Source organism: Streptomyces lancefieldiae (assembly GCF_031845825.1).
Lineage (GTDB): Bacteria > Actinomycetota > Actinomycetes > Streptomycetales > Streptomycetaceae > Streptomyces > Streptomyces lancefieldiae.
This window is the reverse complement of record NZ_JAVRFH010000039.1, coordinates 63,895-78,989: the sequence shown is the minus strand read 5'-3', so window position 1 is coordinate 78,989 and position 15,095 is coordinate 63,895. Positions and strand designations below refer to the sequence as shown.

At 69.9% G+C, this 15,095-nt stretch carries 15 protein-coding genes and 3 pseudogenes; 9 read left to right on the top strand and 9 right to left on the bottom strand.

All coding sequences use genetic code 11. The annotated features are described in order from the left end of the window. Nucleotides 1–41: 41 nt before the first annotated feature. Nucleotides 42–719, bottom strand: a complete 678-nt coding sequence (locus tag RM812_RS29900; protein WP_311579147.1) for a potassium channel family protein — start codon at nt 717–719, stop codon at nt 42–44. Continuing rightward, a complete protein-coding gene (locus tag RM812_RS29895; protein ID WP_311579144.1) occupies nt 719–1,390 on the bottom strand; it encodes a potassium channel family protein in 672 nt (223 codons plus the stop codon). Before RM812_RS29895 ends, RM812_RS29900 begins: the two co-directional genes overlap by 1 nt. A 529-nt stretch (nt 1,391–1,919) precedes the next feature. Here RM812_RS29895 and RM812_RS29890 point away from each other — a divergent pair. From RM812_RS29890 to RM812_RS29870, 5 genes and pseudogenes are all read left to right on the top strand, one after another. Continuing rightward, nucleotides 1,920–3,983, top strand: a complete 2,064-nt coding sequence (locus tag RM812_RS29890; protein ID WP_311579133.1) for an APC family permease — start codon at nt 1,920–1,922, stop codon at nt 3,981–3,983. 63 nt (nt 3,984–4,046) lie between these two features. Then, nucleotides 4,047–5,399 carry a class I SAM-dependent RNA methyltransferase gene (locus RM812_RS29885; protein WP_311579118.1) on the top strand — a complete coding sequence of 451 codons (1,353 nt, stop codon included), beginning with the start codon at nt 4,047–4,049 and terminating at the stop codon, nt 5,397–5,399. A 282-nt stretch (nt 5,400–5,681) separates the two neighbouring features. Continuing rightward, entirely contained in the window at nt 5,682–5,876 is a 195-nt protein-coding gene (locus RM812_RS29880; protein WP_037672007.1) for a ribbon-helix-helix protein, CopG family, read from the top strand. Further along, complete coding sequence (locus RM812_RS29875; protein ID WP_311579108.1) at nt 5,873–6,265, top strand: type II toxin-antitoxin system death-on-curing family toxin; 393 nt, start codon at nt 5,873–5,875, stop codon at nt 6,263–6,265. The genes RM812_RS29880 and RM812_RS29875 overlap by 4 nt, the downstream gene beginning before the upstream one ends. Nucleotides 6,266–6,380: 115 nt before the next feature. Next, nucleotides 6,381–6,643, top strand: a pseudogene (locus RM812_RS29870) (peptidase C39 family protein); the annotation flags it as partial. Between the two features lie 66 nt (nt 6,644–6,709). On the opposite strand, the gene RM812_RS29865 reads toward RM812_RS29870, so the two are convergent. The 4 genes and pseudogenes from RM812_RS29865 to aztA form a co-directional block, all read right to left on the bottom strand. Further along, nucleotides 6,710–6,976, bottom strand: coding sequence for a hypothetical protein (locus RM812_RS29865; RefSeq protein ID WP_311579105.1), 267 nt, complete (start codon nt 6,974–6,976; stop codon nt 6,710–6,712). A 77-nt stretch (nt 6,977–7,053) separates the two neighbouring features. Then, a pseudogene (locus RM812_RS43110) lies at nt 7,054–7,580 on the bottom strand (TIGR03943 family putative permease subunit); the annotation flags it as partial. 146 nt (nt 7,581–7,726) lie between these two features. Continuing rightward, the gene (locus tag RM812_RS29860) at nt 7,727–7,975 is read right to left on the bottom strand and encodes a hypothetical protein (protein WP_311579100.1); all 249 of its coding nucleotides are present in this window, start codon (nt 7,973–7,975) and stop codon (nt 7,727–7,729) included. 132 nt (nt 7,976–8,107) lie between these two features. Then, nucleotides 8,108–8,851: a zinc ABC transporter ATP-binding protein AztA gene (gene aztA / locus RM812_RS29855; protein ID WP_311579097.1), complete on the bottom strand. Its 744-nt coding sequence runs from the start codon at nt 8,849–8,851 to the stop codon at nt 8,108–8,110. Between the two features lie 14 nt (nt 8,852–8,865). Between aztA and aztB the strand changes: the two genes are divergently transcribed. The 4 genes from aztB to aztD all read left to right on the top strand — a co-directional run bounded on the left by aztB (nt 8,866) and on the right by aztD (nt 13,260). Further along, nucleotides 8,866–9,762, top strand: a complete 897-nt coding sequence (gene aztB / locus RM812_RS29850; RefSeq protein WP_311579094.1) for a zinc ABC transporter permease AztB — start codon at nt 8,866–8,868, stop codon at nt 9,760–9,762. Between the two features lie 40 nt (nt 9,763–9,802). Then, the gene (locus RM812_RS29845) at nt 9,803–11,011 is read left to right on the top strand and encodes a hypothetical protein (RefSeq protein WP_311579091.1); all 1,209 of its coding nucleotides are present in this window, start codon (nt 9,803–9,805) and stop codon (nt 11,009–11,011) included. Beyond that, entirely contained in the window at nt 11,008–11,970 is a 963-nt protein-coding gene (gene aztC / locus RM812_RS29840) for a zinc ABC transporter substrate-binding protein AztC (RefSeq protein WP_311579090.1), read from the top strand. Before RM812_RS29845 ends, aztC begins: the two co-directional genes overlap by 4 nt. A gap of 87 nt (nt 11,971–12,057) precedes the next feature. Beyond that, nucleotides 12,058–13,260: a zinc metallochaperone AztD gene (gene aztD / locus RM812_RS29835; RefSeq protein ID WP_311579087.1), complete on the top strand. Its 1,203-nt coding sequence runs from the start codon at nt 12,058–12,060 to the stop codon at nt 13,258–13,260. Between the two features lie 181 nt (nt 13,261–13,441). On the opposite strand, the gene RM812_RS29830 is transcribed toward aztD, so the two are convergent. The 3 genes and pseudogenes from RM812_RS29830 to RM812_RS29820 form a co-directional block, all read right to left on the bottom strand. After that, on the bottom strand, nt 13,442–13,939 hold the full coding sequence (locus RM812_RS29830; RefSeq protein WP_394816537.1) for a Fur family transcriptional regulator: 498 nt from the start codon (nt 13,937–13,939) through the stop codon (nt 13,442–13,444). 27 nt (nt 13,940–13,966) lie between these two features. Then, a pseudogene (locus RM812_RS29825) lies at nt 13,967–14,715 on the bottom strand (transposase family protein). 118 nt (nt 14,716–14,833) lie between these two features. Further along, nucleotides 14,834–15,058: a helix-turn-helix domain-containing protein gene (locus tag RM812_RS29820; RefSeq protein WP_394816536.1), complete on the bottom strand. Its 225-nt coding sequence runs from the start codon at nt 15,056–15,058 to the stop codon at nt 14,834–14,836. Nucleotides 15,059–15,095 lie beyond the last annotated feature (37 nt).

Genomic DNA, 15,095 nt, shown 5'->3' with positions numbered 1-15,095 from the left:
CCGGAGACCTCGGGGCCCCCCCACCGTCGTACCGCGGGACGTCAGCGCGCGGCGTCGGTCCGCCGCGCCGACAGCAGGTCCTCCAGCTGCTCCTCGCGGGCCTGCGCCGCCACGAACAGCAGCTCGTCACCCGCCTCCAGCGAGTCGTCCGGGGACGGCGTCAGCACCCGGGTGCCCCGGATGATGGTGACCAGCGAGGTGTCCTCGGGCCACTCGACCTCGCTGACCCGGGTGCCGGCCAGGGCCGACTCCTCCGGCAGCGTCAGCTCCACCAGGTTGGCGTCGCCGTGGCTGAAGCGCAGCAGCCGGACCAGGTCGCCGACGCTCACCGCCTCCTCCACCAGGGCCGACATCAGCCGCGGCGTGGAGACGGCGACGTCCACGCCCCAGGACTCGTTGAACAGCCACTCGTTCTTCGGGTTGTTCACCCGGGCGACGACGCGCGGAACGCCGTACTCCGTCTTGGCCAGCAGGGAGACGACCAGGTTGACCTTGTCGTCGCCCGTCGCGGCGATGACGACGTTGCAGCGCTGGAGCGCCGCTTCGTCCAGGGACGTGATCTCGCACGCGTCGGCGAGCAGCCACTCCGCCATCGGTACGCGCTCGACCGAGATGGCGGTCGGCGCCTTGTCGATGAGCAGGACCTCGTGGCCGTTCTCCAGCAGCTCGCCGGCGATCGAACGGCCGACCGCACCGGCTCCGGCAATGGCGACCCTCATCAGTGACCGCCCTCCTCTTCGGGACCCTTGGCGAACGCCGCCTCGACCTTGTGGACCTCGTCGGTGCGCATCATCACGTGCACCAGGTCACCGTCCTGCAGAACGGTCTGCGAGGTGGGCAGGATGGCTTCCCCGAGCCGGGTGAGGAACGCCACCCGCACCCCGGTCTCCTCCTGGAGCCGGCTGATCTTGTGGCCGACCCAGGACGCCGAGGTGTGCACCTCGGCGAGCTGAACGCCGCCGGTGGGGTCGCGCCACAGCGGCTCGGCGCCCGAGGGGAGCAGCCGGCGCAGCATCTGGTCGGCCGTCCAGCGGACGGTGGCGACCGTGGGGATGCCCAGGCGCTGGTAGACCTCGGCGCGACGGGGGTCGTAGATGCGGGCGGCGACGTTGTCCACGCCGAACATCTCGCGGGCCACGCGGGCGGCGATGATGTTGGAGTTGTCGCCGCTGGAGACGGCGGCGAAGGCGCCGGCCTCCTCGATGCCCGCCTCGCGCAGGGTGTCCTGGTCGAAGCCGATGCCGGTGACCCTGCGGCCGCCGAACGACGAACCCAGGCGTCGGAACGAGGTGGGGTCCTGGTCGATCACGGCGACCGTGTGCCCCTGCTGCTCAAGGTTCTGCGCTAGCGCGGAACCCACGCGTCCGCAGCCCATGATGACAATGTGCATCGCCTCACACCGCGCTTCCTGCGGACCCGTCGGCCTTAGTGAATGTCCTGCTCATGTCTCTCTTTCGGCTCGCCTGGCGACACGTCGCGGCCAGTGTGCGGGCCGCAGGGGAACATCATGCCGGTGAACGCCGACACGGATGCCTTCCGGGGCCCGTCTCCGGGCCCGCGGGGCCGGGTTCCCCTGTCCGCGCCCAACGTATCGGCAAGCTGTCGGTGGACGCAGGAGTCGTCTCACCCCTCGGCCGACGACCCCCTGCGGCCGATGCTGCGGATGCTGGCGAGGGTGAGGATTCCGAGGCCCACGAGCGTGACGGCGCCGCCGATCAGCTCTGCGGTCAGGTGCATGGGACCTCCAGGGGCGACAACGGCCAGGTGACGGGCGGTGTTTGTCATATAGGCATGGGAACCCCTCGTTCTGCGGAATCCGTAGCCGCACCACCCCCCGAATTCACCCGGAGAGCAGATGGTGGGCGGGACGGGGGTGGCGGGTGGGCGCGCGCCCGTTCGAACGCTTACGATCCTCTGTTGTGTCCAAACTGACCGACGTGCCCAAGCGGATTCTGATCGGGCGCGCACTGCGCAGTGACCGGCTGGGGGAAACGCTCCTGCCGAAGCGCATCGCCCTCCCCGTCTTCGCCTCCGACCCGCTGTCCTCCGTGGCCTACGCGCCAGGCGAGGTGCTGCTGGTCCTGTCGATCGCGGGGGTGTCGGCGTACCACTTCAGCCCCTGGATCGCGGTCGCGGTCGTCGTTCTGATGTTCACCGTGGTCGCCTCCTACCGGCAGAACGTGCACGCCTACCCGAGCGGTGGCGGCGACTACGAGGTGGCGAACACGAACCTCGGGCCCAAGGCGGGCCTGACGGTGGCGAGCGCGCTGCTGGTCGACTACGTCCTCACCGTCGCCGTCTCCATCTCCTCGGGCATCGAGAACCTCGGCTCCGCGATCCCCTTCGTCGTCGAGCACAAGGTCTCCTGCGCGGTCGCCGTGATCCTGCTGCTGACGCTGATGAACCTGCGCGGCGTGAAGGAGTCGGGCACGCTGTTCGCGATCCCGACGTACGTCTTCGTCGCGGGCGTCTTCATCATGATCGTGTGGGGCGCGTTCCGCGGACTGGTCCTCGACGACACCATGCGGGCCCCGACGGCCGACTACGAGATCAAACCGGAACACGGGGGCCTGGCGGGCTTCGCCCTGATCTTCCTCCTCCTGCGGGCCTTCTCCTCCGGGTGCGCCGCGCTCACCGGCGTCGAGGCGATCTCCAACGGCGTCCCGGCCTTCCGCAAGCCGAAGTCGAAGAACGCGGGGAACACCCTCGCGCTGATGGGCCTGCTCGCCGTCACCATGTTCTGCGGCATCATCGCGCTGGCCTCCGCCACCGACGTCCGCATGTCCGAGAACCCGGCCACCGACCTGATCCACAACGGTGTCCCGCTCGGCGGGGACTATGTCCAGCACCCGGTGATCTCGCAGGTCGCCGAGGCCGTCTTCGGCGAGGGCAGCTTCCTGTTCATCGTGCTGGCCGCCGCCACCGCGCTGGTCCTCTTCCTCGCCGCGAACACGGCGTACAACGGCTTCCCGCTGCTCGGCTCGATCCTCGCCCAGGACCGCTACCTGCCGCGCCAGCTGCACACCCGCGGCGACCGCCTGGCGTTCTCCAACGGCATCGTGCTCCTGGCCGGCGCGGCCGTGCTCCTCGTCTTCATCTACGGCGCCGACTCGACCCGCCTGATCCAGCTGTACATCGTCGGCGTGTTCGTCTCCTTCACGCTCAGCCAGATCGGCATGGTCCGCCACTGGAACCGCCTGCTGGCCACCGAGCGGGACAAGGCGGAACGCCGCCGCATGGCCCGCTCCCGGGTGATCAACGCCTTCGGCGCGTTCTTCACCGGCCTGGTGCTCGTCGTCGTCCTGGCCACGAAGTTCACGCACGGCGCCTGGGTCGCCCTGCTCGGCATGTGCATCTTCTTCGCCACGATGACGGCGATCCGCAAGCACTACGACCGCGTCGCCGACGAGATCGCGGCCCCCGAGGACCAGGAGGAGGCCTCCGGCGACGACATGGTCCGCCCCTCCCGCGTCCACTCCGTCGTCCTCATCTCCAAGATCCACCGCCCGACGCTGCGCGCCCTCGCCTACGCCAAGCTGCTGCGCTCGGACTCCCTGGAGGCGCTCAGCGTCAACGTCGACCCGGCGGAGACCAAGGCGCTGCGCGAGGAGTGGGAGCGGCGCGGCATCGACGTACCGCTGAAGGTGCTGGACTCGCCGTACCGCGAGATCACGCGGCCGGTCATCGAGTACGTCAAGAGCCTGCGCAAGGAGTCGCCGCGCGACGCGGTCTCCGTGATCATCCCCGAGTACGTGGTCGGCCACTGGTACGAGCATCTGCTGCACAACCAGAGCGCACTGCGCCTCAAGGGCCGCCTGCTGTTCACCCCGGGCGTCATGGTCACGTCCGTGCCGTACCAGCTGCAGTCCTCCGAGGTCGCCAAGCGGCGGGCCCGCAAACGTCAGGACTGGAACGCTCCCGGAGCCGTCCGGCGCGGCCCGGCCCAGCAGGACCGGGCGAAGGACTCCTCTTCGGCGACGTAGACTGGACGGCTGTTGTCCTTTGACGTCCGTCCCTGTCGTCCCGTTCTCTGGAGTCACCCCGCCATGCAGGCAGAACCGAAGAAGTCGCAGGCGGAGTCCCCAGCGGTCTCGCTGGTCGGCGAGGAGTACGAGGTCGAGGTCGGTCCCGTCGCCCACGGCGGCCACTGCATCGCCCGTACGTCCGAGGGGCAGGTGCTGTTCGTCCGGCACACGCTGCCCGGCGAGCGGGTCGTCGCCCGCGTGACGGAGGGCGAGGAGGGCGCGCGATTCCTGCGCGCCGACGCGGTCGAGATCCTCTCGGCCTCCAAGGACCGCATCGAGGCGCCCTGCCCCTTCGCCGGCCCCGGCCGCTGCGGCGGCTGCGACTGGCAGCACGCCAAACCGGGCGCCCAGCGCCGCCTGAAGGGCGAGGTCGTCGCCGAGCAGCTGAAGCGCCTCGCGGGCCTCACGCCCGAGGAGGTCGGCTGGGACGGCACGGTGATGCCGGCCGAGGGCGACAAGGTACCCGCCGGCCAGGTCCCGTCCTGGCGTACGCGCGTGCAGTACGCCGTGGACGACGAGGGCCGTGCGGGCCTGCGCAAGCACCGCTCGCACGAGGTGCAGCCGATCGACCACTGCATGATCGCCGCCGAGGGCGTCAGCGAACTGGGCATCGAGCGGCGCGACTGGACGGGCATGGAGTCCGTCGAGGCGATCGCGGCGACCGGTTCGCAGGACCGACAGGTCATCCTGACCCCGAAGCCGGGCGCGCGCCTGCCCCTCGTCGAACTGGACCGCCCCGTCTCCGTCATGCGCGTCGAGGAGAAGGACGGCGGCGTCCACCGCGTCCACGGCCGCCCCTTCGTCCGCGAGCGCGCGGACGGCCGTACCTACCGGGTGGGCAGCGGCGGTTTCTGGCAGGTCCACCCGAAGGCCGCCGACACGCTGGTGACGGCGGTCATGCAGGGCCTGCTGCCGCGCAAGGGCGACATGGCCCTCGACCTGTACTGCGGCGTCGGGCTGTTCGCCGGCGCACTGGCCGACCGCGTCGGCGAGGCGGGCGCGGTCCTCGGCATCGAGTCCGGCAAGCGCGCGGTCGAGGACGCCCGGCACAACCTCGCCGGCTTCGACCGCGTCCGCATCGAACAGGGCAAGGTCGAGGCCGTCCTGCCGCGCACCGGGATCGACGAGGTCGACCTCATCGTCCTCGACCCGCCGCGCGCGGGGGCGGGACGCAAGACGGTGGCGCACCTCTCGTCGCTCGGCGCACGGCGCATCGCGTACGTGGCGTGCGACCCGGCGGCGCTGGCCCGGGACCTGGGGTACTTCCGGGACGGGGGGTATCGGGTGCGGATGCTGCGGGTGTTCGATCTGTTTCCGATGACGCATCATGTGGAGTGCGTGGCGATCCTCGAGCCTGCGGGCAAGGGGTCCTGACCTGCGCTTTTGTTGTCCGGGTGGGTCGCTCGACCTGTTTCCCTCCGTGCAGCGGCTCGAGCGGGCGGATCGATCTCTATAACTCGCTGACCTGCGGGTTCATGAGCGAGGTGCTTGCATCGGCGACGCCTTGAGAGGGGCGTTCGGAGATCCTTGACGCTCGGATGACGCTCGCAGCGGAAGTCTCTGCTGCACCTCCTCATCAGGCGCCTTGGACCCCACGTTCTCAGGGGACGCGGCTCGAACGCGCCACCCATGATACCGGTCAGGTATCATGGGTGTATGGCGATGACACTCCGGCTCCCCGATGACCTTGACGCGAAGCTCACCGAGCGGGCTCGTCGGGAGGGCCGCAGCAAGCAGGAACTTGCCATCGAGGCCATCCGTGACGCGCAGAACCGGGCCGAGCTGAAGGTCGATGACGTTCTGGCCGAGCTGATGGACAGCGATGCGGAGATTCTGGACTACCTGAAGTGACGAACGTGCGCTACATCCAGATCGACGAGATCCTGGTCATCGCCCGCACGGTCAACGGTACCGAGCACAGCGTGCGTGACATGGGTCTTCTGGTGTCGGCGATCGAGAGGCCCCGGACGAACGTGTTCGGGGCCGAGTTGTATCCCACGTTGCACGAGAAGGCTGCGGCGCTGCTGCACTCCGTTGCCCGCAATCACGCGTTGATCGACGGCAACAAGCGCACCGCCTGGCTCGCCACGCGCGTCTTCCTGCGGTTCAACGGCGTCAGCGCCAGTACCGTCCCGCCACACGTCTCCATTGCCGGCCCGTTCGTCGAGGACGTCGCGCAGGACAACATCGATGTACCGGTCATTGCCAAGCGCCTGGCGGCCTGGTTCCCCGTTTCCTGACGTTCGACGACGTGAGGGCAGGACACGCGCGTGCCCTGCCCTCACGAGCTGTCGAACTCCACCCACACGTGGCCGCATTGGCTGGTTCGGGAGTATCGGGCTGTGCCAGTCAAAGGGCTACGACGCCCCGCACTGGGTGCTCTGTCACGGCGTCACGTACCCGGCTCCGTCGCGATCGACGACTCCTGGGCCAACGCGGTGACGCGGGATGCCTGGGTCGACGCACACATCCTGCCGGTTCCGGCCCCGTCGCTCGACGCAATGCCGACGATGACGACGACCTCGCCGGATGGGATCCGGGGCGCCGTGACCATCGGGCATCGCGTAGCTGCGCGGCTGCCTCGGGACGGCCAACTCGCGTTGTCACGGCACCCGTAGCATCCGAGCTGGGCAGGAACAGGCTGACCGAGTCCAGGAACGCGCGGTGCCCTCGCTGCGCCGGCACTACTGGCGATCCGTGCGATCGACGTGATCCACGTGGAAGGTCAGCCCAGTAACGGTGCCCGACTGGACGACGGGGCCGTGCTGGACTCCCCCGCCGATGCGGTTGTCCACCGTGCGCCAGCTGTCTGCCGCGGACGCCGATAGTTGTAGTAACGAGGTCAGCAGAGCACGCAGGGCCTCACCGCTGCCGTCGTCGGCTTCCGCGAGTCGGCGCAGACGGTCACCGTATCGTCGGCTGATCTCGCGGGCGGTCCGTTCACGTTCCATGGAGTCGGCGGCGAGGAGCCGGGTCCTAGTGTCCTGCAGGTCGTCGAACGTGCCGGGGTCCGCGCCTGTGCGGGTCAGGTACCGCCGTCGCCCGTGGTCACGAACCCGGTCAGGCGCACCGTGCGCCCCTTCGGCGAGTACCCGCTGTCGTAGGCGGCGCGGGAGCCGAACCCGGCCGGACTCAGCTCCACCGGGTCACTGGCCGACAGCGCGGGGAACGTGACGACGTACTCCTCGGCGCGGCGGGCTTCCTCCCGCGCCGCGCCGTACGAACCGAGCGCCGGGGGTGGGAAGCAGAGCAGGGCGAGGGCAGGGAGAGGGAGCAGCCGGGCGACGCGCGGACCGGCCGCGTGGGAGTGATCGTGGCCCGATTCGCCCTCGGCGGAGTGACCGTGCCCGTCGGCGCCGGAAGTGTTCTTCCGCGCCGCTCGCGCGGTCTCGGCGACCCGTAGCAGACCAAGCAGGCTCAGAGCGCCCCGGAGACGATCAGATAGGGACGCAGTCCTGCCTGGACGTAGCGGAGGCAGAGGTCGCTGAACAGCGAGATGCGCAGCACTGCGGCGTCGACCAGTAGCAACAGCACTGCGGGACCGTACTTCCTCACAGCAGCCACCACCCCACGAGCACACACTGCTCACCGCTGCGGCCACCCAGGTGACGGAGGGGAACCGGAGGGCGAACTCCCCCCGAAGGTGCCTGCCTGAAGCGCGGACACTTCGAGGTCGATCATCGGGCCGACCACCATGAACGTCAGCTGGGCCAACGCACCGAGCAGGAGGAACGGCACCCCTGGACGACCACGGCGGTGAACACCGTCCACCAGGCCGCTACGGGCGGTGTGCAGAGGTCGAGCGCGAGCGTCGGCCCGAGCACCCCGGCGACCGTGACGATCGTGAGGAGCGCGAACCCGCCGAGCACGACCTGCACACAGGTCCGCACGGTCAGGCGCACGGCGTCGGCGAGCCCGTCCGGCCTTCCCGTGTACTTGTGATCGCTCACGTCACTCGCTTCACCGTTCGCATCCACTGTTCCCGGTCAACCCGTGGCTGTCGGCGCGGTCTTCGCACGGTGCCGGGCCTGCCCAGCACGGCGGTGGTGTAAGCGCGCCGGGCATCACCGGTCCGGCGTGCTTCACGCCGGCTGCCAGATCCGGGACAGGGCCGTCGGAGTGAGTACGTACTCGGGCGGCCCCTGCCCGACCAGCCGTCCGTCGCTGAGGAGCAGGCAGGCGTCGGCCGAGCGGGCGGCCTCCAGGTCGTGCGTGGCCTGGACGACGGTCGTGCCGTCGGCGACCAGCTCCGTCAGCAGCGCCGTGATCCGTTCCCGGGCCTCGGGGTCGAGTCCGGTGGTCGGCTCGTCCAGGAGCAGCAGGTCGGACTGCTGGGCGAGGCCCTGGGCGATGAGGACGCGCTGACGTTGCCCACCGGACAACTCGCCGAGCTGGCGGTCGGCGAGGTCGGCCACGCCGAGTCGTTCCATGGCGGAGTCGACCACGGTCCGGTCCTGCCGGGTCAGCCGCCGCCACGGCCCCCGCTCTCCCCAGCGGCCCATCTCCACGGTCTGCCGTGCCGTGAGGGGGAGCGCGTCGCCGACGGCGCCGCGCTGCGGGACGAAGGCCGGCGGGCGGCCTTCCGCGTACCGGAGCTGCCCGGATGTGGCGTCGATCACGCCGGCGAGGACGCCGAGCAGGGTGGACTTCCCGCTGCCGTTCGGTCCGACGAGCGCAGTCATGGCCAAGGCCGGTATGCACGCGCTGAGTTGGCGGAGTACCGGACGGCCCGGGTAGCCCGCGTCAAGGTCGCTGAACCGGACGCGCTCGTTCCTCGGTAGGTCGCCGGGCGGCATCGGGCGCTGTTTATTGAACATGATTGTCATTGTAGGATCCTCGTATGGAGTGGTTGACGGCCCCTTTCGAGGTGGCCTTTGTGCAGCGGGCCCTGTGGGCCGGGATTCTGGTGTCGGCGATCTGCGCCCTCGCGGGGACGTGGGTGGTGCTGAGGGGGATGGCCTTCCTCGGCGACGCCATGTCCCACGGCCTTCTGCCGGGCGTCGCGGTCGCCGCGCTGCTCGGGGGCAACCTGCTGGTGGGGGCGGTGGTGAGCGCGGCCGTCATGACGGCCGGTGTCACCGCCCTCGGCCGCACTCCGCGGCTGTCCCAGGACACCGGCATCGGCCTGCTCTTCGTCGGCATGCTTTCCCTCGGCGTCATCGTCGTGTCGCGTTCGCAGTCGTTCGCCGTGGACCTCACCGGGTTCCTCTTCGGCGACGTCCTCGCCGTACGCGAGAGCGACCTGCTCCTCCTCGGCGTGGCGCTGCTGCTGGCGCTGGCCGTCTCGGTGCTCGGGCACCGCGCCTTCCTGGCCCTCGCGTTCGACGAGCGCAAGGCCCGGACGCTCGGTCTGCGTCCCCGGCCGGCGCACGCCGTGCTGCTCGGCCTGCTGGCCCTGGCCATCGTCGCCTCCTTCCACATCGTGGGCACGCTGCTCGTCCTCGGCCTGCTCATCGCCCCGCCGGCGGCGGCCCTGCCCTGGGCGCGCGGCGTCCGCGGCGTCATGGTCCTCGCCGCGGCTCTCGGCGCGACCGCCACCTTCGGCGGCCTGCTGCTCTCCTGGCACCTGAGCACCGCGGCCGGCGCGACCGTCTCGGCCCTGGCGGTCAGTCTCTTCTTCCTCTCCCACCTGGCGTCCGGATTCCGGCATCGGCGCCGTGCACGCCGCGCCGCTCTCCCCGTCCGTGCCGCCACGGTCACCGCACACGCCCCCACGACCCGACCGAACGAAACCTGAGGCGATCTCGTTGTTCGTCCGAAGAAACGTCACACCCCTGATGCCGGCACTCCTGTCCGCGGTCCTGCTGACCGCAGGCTGCGCGGGCCAGGATGACGCCAAGTCCAGCCCGAAGGGCCCTTCCTCCTCCGCCACCCCCCACGGCTATGTCGAGGGCGCCGGCGAGGCCGCCGAGCAGCAGTCCCGGCTCCTTCTCAGTGACCCCGGCACCGGTGACACCCGAGTGCTGGACCTGATCACCGGCAAGATCCACGACACCGCGCGCAAGGCCGGCACCACCGAACTCACCACCGACGGCCGCTTCGGCTACTTCCACGGCGCGGACGGCACCCACGTCCTGGACAGCGGCGCCTGGATGGTCGACCACGGAGACCACGTGCACTACTACAGCGCGAAGATCCAGGAGGCGGGCGAACTCCCGGGCGGCACCGGCACGAGCATCCGCAGCGACGCGGGCGTCACCGTCGTCACGGCAACGGACGGCAAGGCGGGCGTCCACCCCCGCGCCGATCTGGAGAAGGGTGCCCTCGGTGCCCCCGACCAGCTCCCGGGCACCTACGCCGGGCCCGTCGTGCCGTACGCGGAACACCTGGTCACCCTCACGCGCGACGGCGACGCTCCCGCGGAGGTCGTCGTGCTCGACCGGTCCGGCAAGCACGTCGCCACCCCTGAGGCCGCGTGCGAGAACCCGAAGGGCGACGCGGTCACCCGGCGAGGAGTCGTCCTCGGCTGTGCCGACGGCGCCCTGCTCGTCCACGAGGACGACGGCACCTTCACCGCCGAGAAGATCCCGTACGGCGCGGACGTGCCGAAGACGGAGCGGGCTGCGGAGTTCCGGCACCGTCCAGGCAGCACCACGCTCACCGCACCCGCGGGGCAGGACGCCGTATGGGTCCTGGACGTCACCGGGCGCGCCTGGACCCGGGTGGAGACCGGCCCCGTCGTCGCCGCCAACACCGCAGGTGAAGGCTCCCCGCTCGTCGTCCTGGAGGACGACGGAGCCCTGCACGGCTACGACATGTCCACCGGCAGGGAGACCACGGTCACCGAACGCCTGCTGAAGGACGTCCCCGAGGCCGCCACCGGCGAAGCCGCGGCACCGGTGATCGAGGTCGACCGGAGCCGGGCCTACCTCAACGACCCGGCGGGCAAGCGTGTGTACGAGATCGACTACAACGACGACCTCCGTGTCGCCCGCACCTTCGACCTCGACATGCGGCCGTCCCTGATGGCGGAGACAGGCCGATGAGCGTACGTGTGGGGGCCGCGCGGGTGCGCGCCCTGCTGCTGACCCTGGTCACCTTCTTCGTCGTCGCCGGTACGTCGACCGGCTGCACGGGCGGCGGCGACGAGCGGCCCCGGGTCGTGGTGACGACCAACATCCTCGGTGACATCACCCGGGAGATCATCGGCGACGAGGCGGACATCAGCGTCCTGATGAAGCCCAACGCCGACCCGCACTCCTTCGGACTGTCGGCCGTCCAGGCCGCCGAGCTGGAGAACGCGGACCTGGTCGTCTACAACGGCCTCGGTCTGGAGGAGAACGTACTGCGGCACGTGGAGGCGGCCCGCGCATCAGGAGTGGCCACCTTCGCCGCCGGCGAGGCGGCCGATCCGCTCACCTTTCACATCGGCGAGGAGGGTGGTCCCGACGACGAGGCAGGCGAGCCCGACCCGCACTTCTGGGCCGATCCCGACCGCGTGCGCAAGGCGGCCGGCCAGATCGCCGACCAAGTCGTCGAACACGTCGACGGCGTGAACGAGAAGGCCGTCCGGGACAACGCCGAACACTACGACGGACAACTCGCCGACCTCACCACGTGGATGGAGAAGTCCTTCGCGGACATCCCCGAGGACCGCCGCGGCCTGGTGACCAACCACCACGTCTTCGGGTACCTGGCCGATCGCTTCGGCTTCCGCGTGATCGGCGCGGTCGTCCCCAGCGGCACGACACTCGCCTCACCCAGCTCCTCCGACCTGCGCTCCCTCACCCAGGCCATGGAGAAGGCCAACGTGCGCACCGTCTTCGCCGACTCCTCCCAGCCCACCCGGCTCGCCGAGGTCCTGCGCAAGGAAATGGGCGGTGACGTCAAAGTCGTCTCGCTGTACTCCGAGTCGCTGACCGAGAAGGGCAAAGGCGCCGGCACCTACCTGGACATGATGCGCGCCAACGCCTCGGCCATGGCCGAGGGCCTCACCGGCGACTGACAACTCTTCCCCGAGGGTCGGCGCACGGATCGCCGGCCGCTCCACCACACGACACCGTGCCTGAGGGCCGGAGAGGACAGACACACGATGAACAGGTCGACACGCGCCAGACTGCTCACGGGCACGGCACTCGCCCTGACGGCGTCGATGGCGCTGACCGCCTGCGGCGGCGGTGACGGCGCCTCGTCCGACGCCGAGCCGAAGAAGCAGACCAAGAGCAGTGAGCCCACCGCGGTGGAGAGTCCGCTGGTCGCCTCGTACGACGGAGGGTTGTACGTCCTCGACGGCGAGACCCTCAAGCTGGCGAAGACCGTTGAACTGCCCGGTTTCAACCGGGTCAACCCGGCAGGCGACAAGGACCACGTCATCGTCTCCACCGACAGCGGCTTCCGCGTGTTCGACGCGGCCCGGCAGACCTTCACGGACGCCGAGTTCAAGGGCACGAAGCCTGGCCACGTCGTGCGGCACGGCGGCAGGACGGTCCTCTTCACCGACGGCACGGGCGAGGTGGACGTCTTCGACCCCGCGGACCTGGCCGGCGGCAAGCAGCCGGAGGGCCGCAGCTACACCTCCGCCGAGCCCCACCACGGCGTCGCCATCGAACTGGCCGACGGTGAACTCGTCACCACCCTGGGCACCGAGGAGAAGCGCACCGGCGCACTCGTCCTGGACAAGAACGACAAGGAGATCGCACGCGCCGAGAACTGCCCGGGTGTGCACGGCGAGGCCGCCGCCCAGGGCGACGTCGTCGGTCTCGGCTGCGAGGACGGCGTACTCCTCTACAAGAACGGCAAGTTCACCAAGGTCGACGCCCCCGACGACTACGCCCGCACCGGCAATCAAGCCGGCAGCGACGCCTCACCGATCCTCCTCGGCGACTACAAGACCGACCCCGACGCGGAACTGGAGCGGCCCACCCGCATATCGCTGATCGACACCCGCCCGGCGAAGATGAAGCTGGTCGACCTCGGCACCAGCTACTCCTTCCGCTCGCTCGCCCGTGGCCCGCACGGCGAAGCGCTCGTACTCGGTACCAACGGTGTCCTGCACGTCATCGACCCGGAGACCGGAAAGGTGGAGAAGAAGATCGAGGCGGTCGGCGACTGGACCGAGCCCCTGGACTGGCAGCAGCCCAGGCCCACGCTGTTCGTCCGTGACCACACGGCGTACGTCTCCGAACCGGGTAAGCGCCAACTGCACGCCTTCGACCTGGACTCGGGCGAGAAGCTGACGTCCGTGACGCTGCCGAAGGCCACCAACGAACTCTCCGGGACGGTCGACGGTCACTGACCGGACCGCTCCCGGCTCCGTGAGCAGCGCCCGCCCGCCCTGGGTCGGCGGGCGCTTCGTACTGCCCGCATCAGCGCACCCGCGACCGCTCGGAAGGACCGCTGGGCTCCTCGCCGCCGGTGGGTGAGGCCACCAGACCTCCGTCGTTCCTCCTGCGCGTCCGTCGAGAGTCGGCCGCCGTTCAAGCGCGCTGCTCCGCGGAGCCCGGGCCCGGAGTGGTCCGGGTGAAGCCGCACCGGTCGCAGACACCGGTCAGTTCCACCGTGTGCTCGACCTCGGTGAAGCCCATGCCTTCGGCGACGCCCTCCGCCCAGCGTTCGACCGCGTCGGCCTCGACCTCCGTGCTGAGGCCGCAGTCACGGCAGACGAGACAGTGGCGGTGCCCGTCGGCGGGCCGGGGCCGGTACAGCCGCTCCCCGCTCTCCTCCCGTACGACGTCGAGCTGTCCGGACCGGTCCAAGGCGTGGAGAGTCCGGTACACCGTGGTCAGGCCGATGGTGATGCCCTCGGCTTCCAGTGCCTCGTGTAGTTCCTGCGCGGAGGGGAAGCCGGCTCGCTGGTACAGGGCGGTCATTACGGCCTTCCGTTGGCGTGTCAGGCGCAACGGTGCCGGCAGCTGTGGTGCCAGTGTTTCGCGCAGTCTGCCCACCTCCACAGCAGTAACGCACTTGGTAATCATTTCCGACGTGTAGGCACATGAGCATCTTCAGCGTTGCCTCTCCAGGGTGAGGACCGCTTTGGAGATGGCTGTCATGACGTTGGGGCTGCAGCGGGCTCTGCGGAGATCCGCCAAGACTTCAGGCGTGCGACTCCGCGTTCGACGGGTGCGCGGGCGGCGGACAGGGCCCGGTTGGCCGTCCGCTCGGTGGGGGTGAGTTCGCCGTTGGGCGGGCGGCGCTTCGCGGTGGTGACCCAGTCGCCTGCACCGATGTAGGCCATGTCGGCGAGGACCGGGACGCCCTGGCGTTCGCAGATCCGAATGATCTTGTGCGTGCGGGCTGCCGTCAGGTCGTGGGCACGGCCCGGCAGCGTCGGCGACAACCACACAATCTCCCCGGCGGGATCGGTGAGAACCTGCACGTTCACGCCGTGGCGCTTGCACTTGGAGGAGTGGTCGGCCTGTCCGTCGCCGACCCGGTGGCACTCGGCGAGGGTGCCGTCCAGGAGTGCGTAGTCGGAGTCCGTCTCGCGCAGGGCCTTCAGCAGACCTGGTGCCTTGTCCGCCAGATGCCGGACGACGGTGGTGACGTAGGCGTGGGTGGTGCCGCCGGATACGCCGAAGCCCGCGGCGATCTGCGTGAGGGTGTCGTGCCGCCGGAGGTAGACCAGAGCGACGAGAGCACGCTGGTGCGGCGGGAGTTTGCAGCGGCGGTCACCCTCCCGGGTGACGATGAGCATGGTTACCCACTCGACCAGGGCATGAGGCAGGTCGAGTGCGGCAGGATATGGAACCAACGAGGCTCCCGCGCTGAAGAGTTGAGACGTCGAACACCTCTCTCAACGGCACGGGAGCCTCGTGCGTTGCGGGCACCAGCCTCGTCACCCATCCGGTGGCCACTCTGAAAGGGCTCATTCAGCGAGGGAGTGCAGGACGGGAGCGCCACTTGCGCACCGTCTCCCTACTCACCCCGTAGTCCGCTGCGACAGAGGCGTTTGACGCCCCGTCCGCACAGGCCAGGATGATCCGGGCCCGCTCCGCCACACGAGCCGAGACCGCACCGTCCACCCAGCGCGACAACTCCGCACGCTCCTCGACGGACAGCACAACTTCGACAGCACGAGGACCCCGAGGCGACATGAAAACAGCCTACAAACTTAGAGCCGCAATTTCCGGC

What these genes read in the sequence shown, in the direction of transcription:
- aztB (WP_311579094.1), top strand. Translation starts at nt 8,866, where the DNA reads ATGGAGTGGTTGACGGCCCCTTTCGAGGTGGCCTTTGTGCAGCGGGCC.
- RM812_RS29845 (WP_311579091.1), top strand. Translation starts at nt 9,803, where the DNA reads ATGCCGGCACTCCTGTCCGCGGTCCTGCTGACCGCAGGCTGCGCGGGC.
- RM812_RS29895 (WP_311579144.1), bottom strand. Translation starts at nt 1,390, where the DNA reads ATGCACATTGTCATCATGGGCTGCGGACGCGTGGGTTCCGCGCTAGCG.
- RM812_RS29830 (WP_394816537.1), bottom strand. Translation starts at nt 13,939, where the DNA reads ATGATTACCAAGTGCGTTACTGCTGTGGAGGTGGGCAGACTGCGCGAA.
- RM812_RS29885 (WP_311579118.1), top strand. Translation starts at nt 4,047, where the DNA reads ATGCAGGCAGAACCGAAGAAGTCGCAGGCGGAGTCCCCAGCGGTCTCG.
- aztA (WP_311579097.1), bottom strand. Translation starts at nt 8,851, where the DNA reads ATGACAATCATGTTCAATAAACAGCGCCCGATGCCGCCCGGCGACCTA.
- RM812_RS29820 (WP_394816536.1), bottom strand. Translation starts at nt 15,058, where the DNA reads ATGTCGCCTCGGGGTCCTCGTGCTGTCGAAGTTGTGCTGTCCGTCGAG.
- RM812_RS29900 (WP_311579147.1), bottom strand. Translation starts at nt 719, where the DNA reads ATGAGGGTCGCCATTGCCGGAGCCGGTGCGGTCGGCCGTTCGATCGCC.
- aztC (WP_311579090.1), top strand. Translation starts at nt 11,008, where the DNA reads ATGAGCGTACGTGTGGGGGCCGCGCGGGTGCGCGCCCTGCTGCTGACC.
- RM812_RS29865 (WP_311579105.1), bottom strand. Translation starts at nt 6,976, where the DNA reads ATGGAACGTGAACGGACCGCCCGCGAGATCAGCCGACGATACGGTGAC.
- aztD (WP_311579087.1), top strand. Translation starts at nt 12,058, where the DNA reads ATGAACAGGTCGACACGCGCCAGACTGCTCACGGGCACGGCACTCGCC.
- RM812_RS29880 (WP_037672007.1), top strand. Translation starts at nt 5,682, where the DNA reads ATGGCGATGACACTCCGGCTCCCCGATGACCTTGACGCGAAGCTCACC.